The sequence below is a fragment of the Bacteroides sp. 14(A) genome (assembly GCF_000526555.1).
GTDB lineage: Bacteria > Bacteroidota > Bacteroidia > Bacteroidales > Bacteroidaceae > Bacteroides > Bacteroides cellulosilyticus.
The window spans coordinates 73,497-88,924 of the sequence record NZ_JAGH01000005.1; the positions used below are offsets into that span (position 1 = coordinate 73,497).

Consider the following 15,428-nt stretch of genomic DNA (forward strand, 5'->3'; position numbering starts at 1 on the left):
CTAAGTGACGATAAAAAAATAACTTGGTACAAAATATGTCACAAATAAAAGTAACTCAGTTCCCCTCCTCCTCCCGGGAGGAGGAGAGCTGAGTTACTGCTGTTATTGAATTCATTCGTACCAACTTATTTTTTAAGCATTGCTAAATTCCTAATGCCGTGTTAATACGGAGAATCATGTCTTTATAATGATATTTGGTTGCCACATCCGATGTTCCCAGGCGACTTTGAAGCAGATCCTTGATCCGTAACAGTTCACCTCGCTTCACGGAAATGGCATCTGAGATGCGGTTTAGTTGAGAGCCGTAGAAGTTCAATTCGCGACGGGCACCCATCCGGTCTGCATCCAACGAGCGATGAGCATGTTCATCACAACTGCAAAGCGGTAACTGGTTATCCAGCAGGAAATGATTGTCCATAAGCTTCTTGTTGATTTTTACCCCTTCGCTTTCGGCAGCGGCCGTAATCAAGGCATCCAGGAAGTTTTTCTGCAAGGTGCGTGTCATGACGTCAGGCAATGCTCCCCGTTCTGTTGTGGCAAAAATGCTGCGATGTAAACCATCCATCAGTTCTACGGCAGTAAAAGCCTTTTTACCATTTACCGCTTCGTTTTCAAGCATACGTACCAGGCGGTTGTTGGATAAAAGATCCCACAGAATATAGGACTGGGCATTCTTCAGTATCTGCGTCGGTGCATTTTCTACCACACCCAGCGGAGTGTTACGAAGCAGATAGGTATATTCACCTACTTCTGTGTCGAATAACCACTTCGGATAAGTCAGTACCTCATCCAGTAAGAACTTCAGGGCAGCTTGTTGCTTTTCTTTTTCTACAAAAGTATAAGTCTTCTGTCCGTCACCCACAATTGTATTTTCTATATAGATACCACCGATGTTGGCGAGTACATGGTACAGATAATTATTCCATTGATTGATTACGGCATAGTATAAGCGGGAAGCTTCTTCATAAGTCTGTCCTTTTTCTCCGGTCGTCGTCCATTTTATAATTTCGGGAACGATCCGCTTCAGGTTTGCAATACCATATTGGGAAGAACGTACAGCATCATCACCCAGATCTTCGTTCTGTGCACGGGGATCTACGGCATCACGCACATCCTGCGCTTCGCTGTATTTATACAGACGGTCGGTATGGCGGCTCAGGAAATCATAAAGTAAATCCTTTTCTTCTTCCGGATTTTCTTTTCCATACCAACGGTAACCGTATTCGATGGCGAAGATATCGTAAGGACCGATATGCGGTGAAAGAGCGGTTATTCCGTCACCGGGTTGTGCCACGTAGTTGAAACGGGCATAATCCATGATGGAAGAAGAGGTCGAATTCATCCGGTCGGTGAATGACTTGGAGCGCAGGGAATCGGTGGGGAATGCCCATGATCCCATCATATTGTGGCGTAACCCTAAAGAGTGACCTACTTCGTGACAGGCTACAAAACGCATGGCATCTCCCATCAGTTCATCGGATAACTTGATGCCACGGGCTTCCGGACGTACAGTACCTGTTTGTACGGTGATCCATTCCTGAAGCATATTCAGTACATTGTGCCACCACATGATATCCGCTTCCAGGATTTCCCCTGATCGGGGGTCCAGAATAGACGGTCCCATAGCGTTTGCTTTGGTGGAGGCTGCATAGGTCAGTACGGAGTAATTCACATCATCCATATCTACCGTCATGCTGTCGGTGATTTCTTTGGCGATAATGGCATTCTTGAATCCGGCACGTTCAAATGCCACCTGCCAGTCTTCAATGCCTTGTTTGATATACTTACGCCAACGATACGGAGTAGAGTTTTCTATATAAAATACAATCGGTTTAGCCGGTTCCACCAATTCGCCACGCAGATAACGTTCGCGGTCTTCCGGTTTAGGTTCCAGGCGCCAGCGGGTAATGAACTGTTGCTTGCTGACCCGTTGTTGTCCGTCGCTGTAACTGAGCAAAGGATTGGTAAAATACCCTACACGAGCATTATCCAGTCTACCGGTCATAGGTGTTTCCGGCAGTAGCATCAGTGAAGAACTAACTTCAACGGTTACGTAGACGGAAGTCGTTCCTTCGGTCACTTTCGTTGTCAGTTCGGACGTGGCCACTACATTATTCTCGAATGCTTTGATGGAAAGAATACGTGAAAGGTTTTTGATGGAAGACGTTCCCAGATTAATATTGGTAAATACGTTGTTGATACTCGTCTCCGTTCCATCATAAATATCATTCACCTTGATAACCATCGTCGTAGAGTCATTATTGAATGCCTCAATCTTGAAGCCGGCTATCAATGGCGAGATGTAGTTGTCACGTACTGACTGGCTGATTGCGTCTCCGGCAGGAGCGAGGGGGAGAGGGCGGCTTTGACGGATAAGCAACTTATTCGTCGCCTTATCCTGTTCGAAGCGTACCATTTGGTTTTCATAATTCGTACCACGGTTCACTCCGGCCTCGTTCAGTTCGGAAGGAACGCGTTGAAGCTTGTTCACTACCAACATATCCCTGCCCAGTAAGTTCACCGGTACCTCAAAATAATAGTCGTTCTTTTTCTGGTACACATTGAACATACCACGGTGAATGATGCTACCGTCTCCGGTCAGTTTCTCGTACTCGTTTTTGGATTTAACACTGTCGTTTGGTTCACTCTTCTTTTTCTTTCGGAACCATCCCATAGAATCGGGTGTAGAATCTACAGCATACGCCATCACAGGTTCACACATCAAGGTGCCTGTAGCCACTGTAGTTAGCAGAATTGTTTTTAGTCTCATCAGTTATATCAATTATCATCAGGTTACCTATTCTACTCATAGAATTAAGTGTCGGCAAAGATAGTAAAACTATACTATGCTACCAGATGAATAGGGTTAGTTTTGACGTTTTTTCTTTTATAACGCAAAGAATCTTTCAATTATAAAAAACAGTATCGTTTAAAATGGTATGATAATAAGTTTTCACCACAGAGTAACACAGAGTTTCACAGAGTTTAATCAATTTGAAATCAAAAGAATAGAACTCCGTGAAACTCTGTGTTACTCTGTGGTGAATTAATTCATAACCATACAGACATGAATCCATTTTCAGTTTAAAGTCAGTTTAGTCAAACAAACTCTTGAACTTCTTGAAAATCTTTTCCTTAATCGAAGTATTGGGCTTGAAGTTATCCGAGCTTTCCATTTCTTCAAGTGCTTTTTTCTCGTCTTTGTTAAGTGCTTCCGGTACATATACGCTGACATTTACCAATAAATCTCCCGTACCGTATCCGTTTACACTTGGCAGACCTTTTCCGCGTAGGCGGAGCACTTTGCCCGGCTGTGTACCCGATTCGATCTTTACTTTCACCTTTCCGTCAATGGTTGGTATTTCTACCGCACCACCTAAAGCGGCTGTCGGGAAGCTGAGAAGCAGGTTGTAAATCAAGTCATTTTCGTCGCGAATCAGTTCTTTGTCTTGTTCTTCTTCTACAAGAATCAGTAAGTCGCCCGGAACGCCGTTGTGTTTTCCGGCATTTCCTTTGCCGCTCATAGAAAGCTGCATGCCTTCCATTACGCCTTTAGGAATATTTACGCTTACCACTTCTTCGCCGTAAACGATACCTTCTCCGGCACATACCTTACACTTATTCTTGATGATTTTGCCTTCACCGCCACAAGTCGGACAGGTGGCACGTGTCTGCATCGTACCAAGAATAGTCTGTTGGTTACGGATTACCGTACCGCTACCTTTACAGGTCGAGCAGGTTTCCGAACCGCCGTTACCCTCAGCCCCTGAACCGTGACAGTGATCACATGTAACGTACTTTTTCAGTTTGAATTTCTTTTCTACTCCGGTAGAAATCTCTTTCAGATTCAGTTTTACTTTTACGCGCAAATCCGAACCACGGAAACGCGGGCGTTGTGAACTTCCACCGCCGAATCCGCCTCCGAAACCACTGAATCCGCTTCCGAAGCCACCGCCACGTCCACCGAAAATATCTCCGAACATAGAGAAGATATCATCCATAGACATGCCCTCGCTGAAACCACCGAACGGTCCACCGTTTCCGGCAGCACCACTCATTCCGGCATGACCGAACTGGTCATAACGGGCACGCTTGTCCGCATTGCTTAGTACATCGTAGGCTTCTGCCGCTTCTTTGAATTTTTCTTCCGCCACTTTGTCACCCGGGTTCTTGTCAGGATGATATTGAATGGCTTTTTTGCGGTAGGCTTTCTTAATTTCTTCTACCGATGCTGTCTTTTCGACTTCCAGTACTTCGTAGTAATCTCTTTTTTCCATATATATTATGTTATTCTCCTACCACCACTTTGGCATGGCGGATTACTTTGTCGTTTAGCGTGTAGCCGGTCTGTACGCAATCCAGAATTTTTCCCTTCAGGGATTTGTCCGGTGCAGGGATAACGGCAATTGCTTCGTGAAAATCGGTGTCAAGAGGTTTTTCTTTGGTCTCAATCACCTTCACGCCGTCCTGTCCCAATACAGACATGAATTTATTATAAATCAATTCCACTCCTTCTTTCACGGCTGCTACGTCTGTGGCAGTTTCCATGTTTTTCAGGGCGCGTTCGAAGTCGTCTACAATAGGAAGAATGCTGCTGATGGTTTTTTCGGCACCGTTCAGAATCAGCTCGGCCTTTTCCTTCATGGTGCGTTTGCGGTAGTTGTCAAACTCGGCGGAGAGACGCAGATATTTATCTTTCTGCTCTTCTATCACTTTGTTTGCTTCTTCCAGTTCCTGGGCAAGCTTTTCCTCTTCTGCCGGAGCTGCACTGTCCTGTACGTCCTCCTCTTGAATTTCTTCATTTTCCGCGGCTTCATCCTGCGTAGCTTCGGACATTAACTCTTCTTCGTTGATGTTTTCTTTTTCTTTCGGGTCCATATTTCTATTCTTATTATACTTGTAAAAAGGATTTGTTTTCATTGCTGTCAAGGGTTTAAGTTAGTATATCGCTCTACTAACAAAAACTTTGCCAAATAAGCAGCATTTGTCTAAAACGCCGCAAAGGTAATACTTTTATGTCAGATTGACAGCGCATTTCTACGAGTATTCATGGAAAAATGCCTATCTTTGCACCCGCAAATGAAGTTTTCACCACAGAGTGGCACAGAGTCTCACAGAGCCTTATTTATTTGATTTCAATTTGACTCAGTGAAACTCTGTGCCACTCTGTGGTGAATAAAAAGCGATTCATTCGTATAAATTGTAAATCGATAAATAGTAAATAAATCAATGATTACAGTCTCTAATGTTTCCGTACAGTTTGGAAAAAGGGTGTTATTTAATGATGTAAACTTGAAGTTTACAAGTGGAAACTGCTATGGTATTATCGGTGCCAACGGTGCCGGAAAATCTACCTTCCTGCGTGCCATATCCGGTGATTTGGACCCTACGACCGGTTCTATTATGTTAGGTCCGGGCGAACGCCTCTCCGTATTAAGCCAGGACCACTTTAAGTGGGATGCACTTACGGTAATGGATACCGTGATGATGGGGCATACTGTTTTGTGGGATATCATGAAGCAGCGCGAAGTGCTCTATGCCAAAGAAGATTTCACGGATGAGGACGGTCTGAAGGTTTCCGAATTGGAAGAAAGATTTGCGGAACTGGACGGCTGGAATGCAGAAAGCGATGCGGCGGCTTTGTTGAGCGGTCTGGGCATTAAAGAAGATAAGCATTATGTGCTGATGGGTGACCTCAGCGGTAAGGAGAAGGTGCGTGTGATGTTGGCACAGGCTTTGTTCGGTAATCCGGATAACTTGTTGCTGGATGAGCCTACCAATGACTTGGATATGGAAACCGTGATGTGGCTGGAAGATTATCTGGCTAATTTTGAACATACGGTGTTGGTTGTGAGTCACGACCGTCACTTCCTCGACTCTGTCTGCACGCACACGGTGGACATTGACTATGGTAAGATTAACCTGTTTGCCGGTAACTATAGTTTCTGGTATGAATCAAGCCAGTTAGCTCTGCGCCAGCAGCAGAACCAGAAGGCTAAGGCAGAAGAGAAGAAGAAAGAGTTGGAAGAATTTATTCGCCGTTTCAGTGCCAATGTGGCAAAGAGCAAGCAGACTACCAGCCGTAAGAAGATGTTGGAGAAACTGAATGTGGAAGAAATCAAGCCTTCTTCGCGTAAGTATCCGGGCATTATCTTTACTCCCGAGCGCGAACCGGGTAATCAGATTCTGGAAGTTTCCGGGCTGACCAAAACTTTGGAAGACGGCACTGTGCTTTTCCGCGATGTAAACTTCAATATAGAGAAAGGGGATAAGGTGGTATTCCTTTCCCGCGATCCCCGTGCCATGACTTCATTGTTTGAGATTATAAATGAAGAAATGAAGCCGGATGCAGGAACTTTCAGTTGGGGTGTCACTATTACCACTGCATACTTGCCGCTGGACAATACTCAGTATTTCAATACGGATCTGAACCTGGTGGACTGGTTGAGTCAGTTTGGCGAAGGAAATGAAGTTTATATGAAGAGTTTCCTGGGTCGTATGCTGTTCTCCGGTGAAGAGGTTTTGAAGAAAGCAAGTGTGCTGTCGGGAGGTGAAAAGATGCGTTGTATGATTGCCCGTATGCAGTTGCGCAATGCCAACTGTCTGATTTTAGATACTCCTACCAATCATCTTGATTTGGAGTCCATCCAGGCATTCAATAATAACCTGAAGACGTATAGAGGGAATATCCTGTTCTCTTCTCATGACCACGAGTTCATACAGACCGTTGCCAACCGTATTATCGAGCTGACTCCGAACGGTATTATTGATAAGATGATGGAATATGATGAATACATCACTTCTGACCATATTAAGGAATTAAGAGCTAAGATGTATGCACAGTAAATATCTGCTCTTTCAATAAAAAAATGTCGCCTTGCAATAACCGAATATTGCAAGGCGATGTTTTTTCCATGTTTATTTATAAATCAGCTTATTCCTCCCGTCCTCTCCGAACAGGCTATCTCCCAAAGTCGTAATCTTGTTTCCTGTAGCTACAACATAACGCAGGTTGTCACATCCCATAAACGCACCATATTCGATGGCAGTCACTCCGGCTGGCAATTCAAGCGTACCGCACAAGCGACCGCATCCACTAAATGCACGTTGTCCGATGCTTTTCAAACCTTTGGGAAGCTGGATGCGCAACAGATATTTTTTCTGGGTAAATGTATATTCGGGAATAACCGTAGTGTTACTTTTGCTCAGATCAACAGCCACAAGATTGGGCATATAATCACGTATTACGGTGAAGTCAGCTTCGTCCAGTTTCCCTTCTACGGTCAGGAAATTCACATCTTTCGGTTGCAAGCCCGCAGCCACTAATTCACTGGCAAGACTTCCCATTAAGCCTACTTGTACGAAAGCCTCTACAGGTTCTCCCTCTATCACGGCAAAGGTTTCCCAATGCTTTTTGCCACGGTAGGAGTCGCTGCTACCCAACGGAACGAAAATGGCCGTTATGCTATCCGCCAAAGCGGCCGGTAACAGGTTGGGAGCAGTCTTCTTTCTCAACTGGCATATTTTCAGATTTTCGCAACCCTTGAAGGCTGCGTCTTCTATGTTCTTGATTTTCTCTGAAAGAATAATTTTCTGGAGAGTTGCTTTTCCGGTGAAAGTACTGTCGCTGGTCTGCTGGCAGAATGCATAAGCCGGTACACAGTTGGGCGGATAAATATAGAAACGGTCGGGGTAAGTGCCGCTTTTACCTGCGTATGTACTGATGGATGCGTTGGAGATATCCAGCACTTTCAGATTCTTGAATTCATCGCGCAGATGTTTGAAGTCAATGGCATTTAGTTTTCCGGTCAATGTAAGATGGGTGACGCTGTTGGCTTCATCCTCAGTGAGCATGGATACCAGAGTGCCGGGCTTGGCTACAAAAAAAGTTTTATTATTAGCTGGTGTGCCTGCATTTTGTGCAACTGCTGCGTAAGTACATGCAGCCAGCATTATAGTGGCTAATGTTTGTTTTAGTTTCATGACAGTAATAGATATGTTTAGACAAATATACGCTTTTTGCAGGAATTTGCTTTCTATTTTTAATTTTATAGGTATTTTTGCTGGGGTATTAACATATAGAAACTAAGGATATGGAATCAATGAACGAAAATATAAATATTGCCCCGCAAGAGTCGAAACTTGTCATTTATCTGGTTGTTGCAGCAAAAGTTATCGTTTATATGCTTTTGATGCTGGGATTTGCCGGAGTATTGGGGGCTGTTTGCATCAAAGCGGTCTCTTTTTTTAAGATAGATGGAATTTTGAAAGAAGTTGTCATGCAAAGTAGTTTTCTGGCGGGAACTTTCCTGGCGGCTTGGGTGCTGCTGAAGAATTGGGACCACCTTCCGATTACAGACTTGGGTTTATCCCTGAAAGGGCGGGCTAAAGACATCTTCTGGGGTACATTCGTTGCCTTGGCTATCTATACTGTCGGATTTGGAATATTATATGGGTTGGGAGAGATTGAAATTACTGCCGTACACTTTAGCGCGTACGATTTTCTGCTGTCTTGGATATTAATGTTGCTGGTTGCCCTTGCAGAAGAGATTGCCTTTCGCGGTTTTGTCCTGGGGCATTTGCTGACCGCAGGTGTCAATCGTTTTGTGGCATTGTTTCTTTCGTCTGCATTGTTTTCCCTGATGCATATTTTTAATCCCAACTTTTCTCTGATTGCTTTTCTGAATATTTTGTTGGCAGGGATTTTAATAGGTTCTACCTACATATATACGCGTAATTTATGGTTTCCTATCGCTCTTCATCTTTTCTGGAATTGGCTGCAAGGTCCGATTCTTGGTTTCGAAGTAAGCGGAGGACGCTTGGGCGGTACTTTATTGTCTTTAGAATTACCGGAAGAGAATATCATCAACGGCGGTGCATTCGGGTTCGAAGGTTCTGTCCTGTGCACCACGTTGATGATTATTGCTATTGCGATTATTCTGAAGATACAAAGCCGGAAAGTGAATCAACGATTATAAGTCATCTTCCAGCGCTGTACTCTTGGCGTAAGCCGTACTTTTGGCTTCAAAGAAATCGGTTTTCACCATATTGGCGTTTGAATACTGCAACACCCAGTGCATACTTTCCGGTTCTTTCCGGTTGTGCTCGTATAGCGGAGGATTTCCCAGACTGCTCCAGCGTAGGTTGCCCAGATAGTGAATATAGTCAGCAATCATTTGCCGGTTGAGTCCCTGTATGTTGTCGCCTATAACGTATTGTCCCCATTCAATTTCCTGTTTCACTCCTTCACGCATCATATTCTCGTATATCTGCACTTTGTCGGGGGTAAATAATTCCGGTTCTTCTTTTTTCAGTTCCAGGATGATGCTGCGGAACAACCAGAGATGCGTGTTCTCATCCCGGTTGATATAACGGATTTCTTGAGCGGAGCCGGACATCTTCCCGTTCCGGCTCAGATTATAGAAAAACATAAAACCGCTATAAAAATAAATACCCTCCAGAATATAGTTGGCAATTAAAGTCTTCATTAGCGTAAAGCCATCCTGACTTTCCTGGAATTCATTGTAACAGTTGCCGATAAAGGTATTTCTTTTTAATAAATGCTCATCCGTTTTCCATTGGTAAAGAATGTCATTGCGTTTCTCCGGACTACAGATTGTGTCGAGCATATAGCTGTAACTCTGACTGTGCACACATTCCTGAAAAGCCTGGATGTGCAGGCAAAGATTTACTTCGTTGGCCGTGATGTATTCGCTGATAGTGGGCAGATTGTTGCTTTGCAGGGAATCCAGAAATACCAGGAAACTCAGGATTTTGTCGTAAGCAGTCCGTTCGGCTTCATCCAGCAGGGGATAATCCTTCGTATCCTGAGTGAGATTGATTTCTTCGGGAATCCAGAAATTGTTCATAGCCTGGCGATACCAGTCGCTTACCCATTTGTATCGCATATTATTGAAATCATTCAGGTTTGTCGTATTACCACCGATCATTTTTCTGAGGCGGATTTCCGTATCACCTGAAGGGTTGAACAGGGCATTTCTCTTTAGTTTTTTTGCTTCCATATTATTTTAGTTTTTAAGTTTTTATGATGCGCAGCTTTCACACTCTTCTACTTCCAGAGATTTGCTACGGACGTAATAGACTGTTTTCACTCCACACTCCCATGCCAGCAGGTAGAGATTCAGCACCTGGCGCATGGTGAATTCATTGGTGATGTAAAGGTTCAGGCTTTGTGCCTGGTCGATATGCAACTGGCGGACACCGGCGGCACGGATGCTCCATTGCTGATCCGTCAGATAGGCACCTTTGTATAGCCAGAATGTTTTGTCAGACAGTGACGGGGCTACACGTGGCAACATGGCTCCCTTCTTCTCTTCCAGGAAAAAGCGTTTCATCACCGGATCTGTTCCTGCGGTGGTTCCGGCTATGATGCTGGTGCTGCTGGTAGGGGCTATGGCCAGCAGATAGGCATTTCTCATTCCGGATGCTGCAACCTTTGCGGCCAGTGCTTTCCATGCGGGTGAGTCATAATTGCGTTTTGTAAAGTAAGCTCCGGTTTGCCAGTCGCTTCCTTCAAAGTAGTCGTACCGTCCTTTTTCTTTGGCCAGTTCGGCACTCGCTTCGATGGCGGCGTAATTGATACGTTCAAAGATCTTGTCCATGAAGCTAAGATGTTCCTCGCTTTCCCAGCGTATGCCACGGATGGCAAGTGCATGGTGATATCCGCTGACTCCTAAACCGATGCTGCGATAATGATGGTTGGTTATCTGTGCAAAAGGGATCGGATAAAAATTGAGGTCGATGACATTGTCGAGTGCACGGACCACTGTTGCCACTTTTTCTTTCATCTGTTGCTCGTCTTCCAACGGTAGATGTCCCAATGAAAGACTGGCGAGATTACATACCACGAAGTCGCCGGGACGGACTGTTTTCACCACTGCCATATCCCCATCCTCCGTGCGTATCTCAGTAGAAACTGTCTCTATGGCCGACATGTTCTGTGCAATCTCCGTACAAAGGTTGGAACAGTAGATGATTCCCCGGTGATTGTTGGGGTTGGCGCGATTCACGGCATCACGGTTGAAAGTGAAAGGTGTGCCTGTTTCTACTGCTGACCGTAGCACCAGTCTGACGATATCCTTAATGCTCATGCTGCGTTTGGAAAGACGGGAATCGTTTACGCAATCCAAATATCTTTTCTCCCATTCTTCTCCGTAATAATCTTCCAGGCAATATCCTTTGATAGTCATTATTTCATTCGGACAGAATAAATACCATGATTGGTTCAAATCCTCTTTCGCCATCCGCCAGAATAAATCCGGATAGCATACCGCCGGAAATATGTCATGGGCTTTCATGCGGTCATCCCCGTTGTTGGTGCGCAGTTGCAGAAATTCAGGCAGGTCCTTGTGCCATACGTCCAGATATACGGCTACCGCTCCTTGTCTCATTCCCAACTGATCTACGGCAACGGCTGTGTCGTTCACCAGTTTCATCCACCGGATAACTCCTCCTGCCACACCTTTGAAACCCCGTATGTTTCCACCGGCCGCACGTACTTTGCCGAAATACATTCCCATACCTCCACCGAACTTGCTGACCATGGCGAAGTTGTCAATGCTTCGGTATATACCTTCCAGACTGTCGGGCACGGTGTCGATGAAGCAACTGGACAATTGATGATAAGGTTTTCGGGCATTGGCAAGTGTAGGGGTAGCCATGGTTACCTCCAGTTTACTCAGCAGATCATAGAATTTTCTTACCCATTGCAAACGGCTGTGCCTTTCCGGCATTGCAAGATGAAGGGCAATACCCAAATACATTTCTTGTACGGATTCAATCGGTTCATGGGAGCGTGTACGGATAAGGTAGCGTTTGACAAGCAGATCCAGTCCGGAATAGTTGAAGAGCTTGTCACGCTCCGGACATATAAATCCTGCTGCTTCTTCTATTTCTTCCGGTGAATAGGAGGTTAAAATATAACTGCCGTATAATCCTTCGTCCGTGAGATAACGCAGCTTTTCATAGAAAGACAGGACACCGGCGAACTCTGCCTGTTCAGTCAATTTCTTGCTTAACTGAAAATTGAGTAATCGGGCGGCAATAAACTCCCAGTCGGGGGCTTCCTGGGTAGTTAGCTCTACAGCCGCTTTTATAAGAGCCGTTAACCGTTCGTTCGGTGTCATTTCCGGTTTGTAGAAACTGGAGAATTTTTCGGCAAGCAGGGTCAGGCTGTATTCATTGCGCGGGAAGTCTTGCCCGATACCTTTCAGGGTGTCCGTTATTGTTTCGTCGCCAGTTTCATTTACTATGTGGTTGAGGGCTTTTCTCCGTTCTGTCCGTTGCCAGCGATAAAGGATATAGTTTTTGGCTTCGGCATAAAAGCCATGTTCCATCAGGGACCGCTCCACTTCATCCTGGATCCGTTCTACGTGGCGATTGCCGGTGTCACTGAGGATGAAATTTTCCACTTCATTTACCAGCGTGAGTATTGTTTCATCCGTAACACTTTGTCCGGTGCTGGCGAAGCTTTTTCGTATGGCAATGGCTACCTTCTCCTTGTTGTAAGGCTCTGCCATTCCATTTCTCTTGGTTATTTCCATGAGATGTTTATGTATAAAATTATTGTATTATTTCGCACTGTTTCCCTAATCCCACGAGTAGAAACAGCCTTTGATGAATGGTAGGTCTTCTGACTGACTCTTTGTTTTCAATGCCTTCCCGATGTCTTCTTTTCTACTGCAAGACATTCAGTGGCTATGGTGTTATTGAAAAGTTGTATAGAGCTTCACAGCAGCGGGACTGTCCGGGACTTTCACCCGATTCCCTTTTAATCCGAATGGCAGAAGAGCCATTCGGAACCAATTCGGGAACAAAGATAATTAATATTGTAATGGTTACAATATTGAGAAGGTTTAAAAATAGAGAATTATACTATTTTATTAGATAGCGTGATCTGGATATGATTGTATCATGAAGCGTCACTAACCAATTTCAAAGCAATCCGCTTGCGGTCCATATCCACACTCAGCACCTTGACCCGGACATGCTGGTGAATAGAGACAATCTCATTCGGGTCTGAAACGAAACGGTCGGCCAGCTGCGAAAGATGGATCAGACCATTCTCTTTGATACCTATGTCGACAAATGCGCCAAAGTTGGTGATATTGCCTACAATACCGGGGAGTTCCATACCTTCGCGCAGGTCGTTGATGGTGCGTACATTCTTGTCGAACTCGAAAATCTTTATCGGACCTCTCGGGTCGCGTCCGGGTTTTTCCAATTCTTGCAGAATATCTTTTAATGTCGGCATACCCACGGTAGGAGTGAGGTATTTCTCCGGTTTTATCTTCAGGCGGAGCTCCTTGCTGGCGATAAGTTCTGCTACGCTGCATCCCAGGTCTTTTGCCATCTGCTCTACGATGCAATAACTCTCAGGGTGTACGGCCGTATTATCCAAGGGGTTTTCAGCCTGTGGAATACGAAGGAAACCGGCGCATTGCTCAAATGCTTTGGCTCCCATACGCGGTACTTTCATCAGTTGCTTGCGGGAGGTAAATGCACCGTTTTCCGCACGATAGTTCACGATGTTTTGTGCCAGCTGAGGGCCTAAACCGGAAATATACGTCAGCAGGTGGCTACTTGCCGTATTCAGGTTTACACCAACCAGATTTACGCAGCTTTCTACGGTCAGATCCAGTGATTTTTTTAATTTCGTCTGATCCACATCATGCTGGTATTGTCCCACGCCAATGGACTTCGGATCTATTTTCACTAATTCGGCCAATGGGTCCATCAGGCGGCGGGCAATAGATACGGCTCCACGTACCGTGACGTCGTATTCAGGGAACTCATCCCGGGCAATTTTGGATGCGGAATAGATAGAGGCGCCCTGTTCGCTCACCACAAATACCTGAATGTCCTGTCTGAAAGTTTGATGTTTCAGAAAATCTTCGGTTTCACGACTTGCGGTTCCGTTGCCTACGGCGATGGCTTCTATCTGATAAGCTTCCACCATTTTTTGTATTTTGGATACAGCCTCTGCGGTTTTGTGCACCGGAGCATGCGGATAGATGTTCTCATTGTGGAGCAGATTGCCTTGTGCGTCCAGGCATATTACCTTACAGCCTGTACGGAAGCCCGGATCAATGCCCATTACCCGTTTTTGTCCCAGCGGGGAAGCGAGCAATAGCTGGCGCAGGTTCTGGACGAATACCCGGATAGCTTCTTCATCGGCCTGCTCCTTGCTTTGTGCGGCAAACTCAGTTTCGATGGACGACTTCAACAGGCGTTTGTAGGCATCTTGTACGGCCTCTGCCACTTGTTCTCCGCAAGCGTTGTTGCTACGGACAAAGCGGCGTTCCAGACGCTCTACACATTCCTCGTCATCAGGACTTATGCTGACTTTCAGCAGACCTTCGGCTTCGGCACGACGGATGGCGAGCAACTGGTGCGAGGTACATTTCTTCAGTGGTTTACTGAATTCGAAGTAATCCCGGTATTTATCTGCTTCAGTTTCTTTTCCTTTCACTACTTTGGCGGTGATGACGGCTTGCCGGGAGAAGGCAAAACGCACGGTGTTGCGTGCCTGTTCGTCTTCACTGACCTGTTCGGCAATGATGTCTCGTGCCCCTTTCAGTGCGTCTTCGGCATCTTTCACTTCTCCTTTGACGTATGCTTCCGCACGTTTCTCGGGGTTGGGTTCCCGTTGCAGCATCAGTAATGTCGCCAGTGGTTCCAGTCCTTTCTGGCGGGCTACTTCCGCACGTGTGCGGCGTTTGGGTTTATAGGGTAGGTAGATGTCTTCAAGAATGGTGCTGTCCCATGTTTCATCAATACGTTTTTGCAGTTCGGGAGTCATTTTCCCCTGCTCGCTGATGGTGTTGATGATGGTCTCTTTCCGTTTGGCTGTTTCGTTCAGCTTCTCATAGTGTGTTTTGATGGCTTCAATTTGCACTTCATCCAGTCCGCCGGTAGCTTCTTTGCGGTAGCGACTGATGAAGGGAATGGTAGCTCCGTCTTCCAATAAATCAAGTGTATGGCCGATTTGCTTCTCGGAAATGCCGAGGGCGGCGGAAATCATGCGATGGAATAACTGTATCATGTTGAGTCGTTTTTTTGAATAATGAGGGCCAAAGATACGAAAAATAAAGGAATCAATCCAGGAAGGGTTAATTCTTTTTGGACGGGTTATGAACTAAATGATAAATAATCTTTTAGACGCGGATGACACGGATAACGCGGATCTTTTTTTATCCACTTTTATAGCGCAGCCTTTTAAATCCGCGTTATCCGTGTCATCCGCGTCTAAAAAATAATATACCAAATGGCGCTAATCACTTATCACCAAACACTAATCACTTTTGTTCTTTTCTTTTCCGTTATGAATTAATTCACCACAGATTACACAGATTCACACAGATTTATTAATCTAATAATCAGTAAAATAAAATCTGTGTCAATCTGTG

The 15,428-nt window shown here is 45.2% G+C and carries 9 protein-coding genes and 1 riboswitch; of the genes, 2 read left to right on the forward strand and 7 right to left on the reverse strand.

All coding sequences use genetic code 11. From position 1 onward, the window contains the following. Window positions 1-142: 142 nt before the first annotated feature. The 3 genes from K429_RS0122985 to K429_RS0122995 form a co-directional block, all read right to left on the reverse strand. Window positions 143-2,770, reverse strand: a complete 2,628-nt coding sequence (locus tag K429_RS0122985; protein ID WP_007217819.1) for a zinc-dependent metalloprotease — start codon at window positions 2,768-2,770, stop codon at window positions 143-145. A gap of 325 nt (window positions 2,771-3,095) precedes the next feature. Continuing rightward, window positions 3,096-4,277 carry a molecular chaperone DnaJ gene (gene dnaJ, locus K429_RS0122990; RefSeq protein WP_029328226.1) on the reverse strand — a complete coding sequence of 394 codons (1,182 nt, stop codon included), beginning with the start codon at window positions 4,275-4,277 and terminating at the stop codon, window positions 3,096-3,098. A gap of 10 nt (window positions 4,278-4,287) precedes the next feature. Further along, a complete protein-coding gene (locus K429_RS0122995) occupies window positions 4,288-4,920 on the reverse strand; it encodes a nucleotide exchange factor GrpE (RefSeq protein WP_029328227.1) in 633 nt (210 codons plus the stop codon). 309 nt (window positions 4,921-5,229) lie between these two features. On the opposite strand from K429_RS0122995, the gene K429_RS0123000 reads away from it, so the two are divergent. Further along, window positions 5,230-6,846: an ABC-F family ATP-binding cassette domain-containing protein gene (locus K429_RS0123000; protein WP_007213487.1), complete on the forward strand. Its 1,617-nt coding sequence runs from the start codon at window positions 5,230-5,232 to the stop codon at window positions 6,844-6,846. A gap of 72 nt (window positions 6,847-6,918) precedes the next feature. Here K429_RS0123000 and K429_RS0123005 read toward each other — a convergent pair whose 3' ends face one another. Then, on the reverse strand, window positions 6,919-7,983 hold the full coding sequence (locus K429_RS0123005) for a leucine-rich repeat domain-containing protein (protein WP_029328228.1): 1,065 nt from the start codon (window positions 7,981-7,983) through the stop codon (window positions 6,919-6,921). A gap of 110 nt (window positions 7,984-8,093) precedes the next feature. Between K429_RS0123005 and K429_RS0123010 the strand changes: the two genes are divergently transcribed. Then, a complete protein-coding gene (locus tag K429_RS0123010; protein ID WP_029328229.1) occupies window positions 8,094-8,978 on the forward strand; it encodes a CPBP family intramembrane glutamic endopeptidase in 885 nt (294 codons plus the stop codon). Here the strand turns inward: K429_RS0123010 and K429_RS0123015 are convergent. From K429_RS0123015 to K429_RS0123025, 3 genes are all read right to left on the reverse strand, one after another. Then, entirely contained in the window at window positions 8,973-10,022 is a 1,050-nt protein-coding gene (locus K429_RS0123015; RefSeq protein ID WP_007213491.1) for a ribonucleotide-diphosphate reductase subunit beta, read from the reverse strand. The genes K429_RS0123010 and K429_RS0123015 overlap by 6 nt on opposite strands. Window positions 10,023-10,043: 21 nt before the next feature. Then, window positions 10,044-12,563, reverse strand: coding sequence for a ribonucleoside-diphosphate reductase subunit alpha (locus tag K429_RS0123020; RefSeq protein WP_029328230.1), 2,520 nt, complete (start codon window positions 12,561-12,563; stop codon window positions 10,044-10,046). A 61-nt stretch (window positions 12,564-12,624) separates the two neighbouring features. Beyond that, window positions 12,625-12,841: riboswitch (cobalamin riboswitch) on the reverse strand. Between the two features lie 90 nt (window positions 12,842-12,931). After that, on the reverse strand, window positions 12,932-15,064 hold the full coding sequence (locus K429_RS0123025) for a Tex family protein (RefSeq protein WP_029328231.1): 2,133 nt from the start codon (window positions 15,062-15,064) through the stop codon (window positions 12,932-12,934). Between the last annotated feature and the right edge of the window lie 364 nt (window positions 15,065-15,428).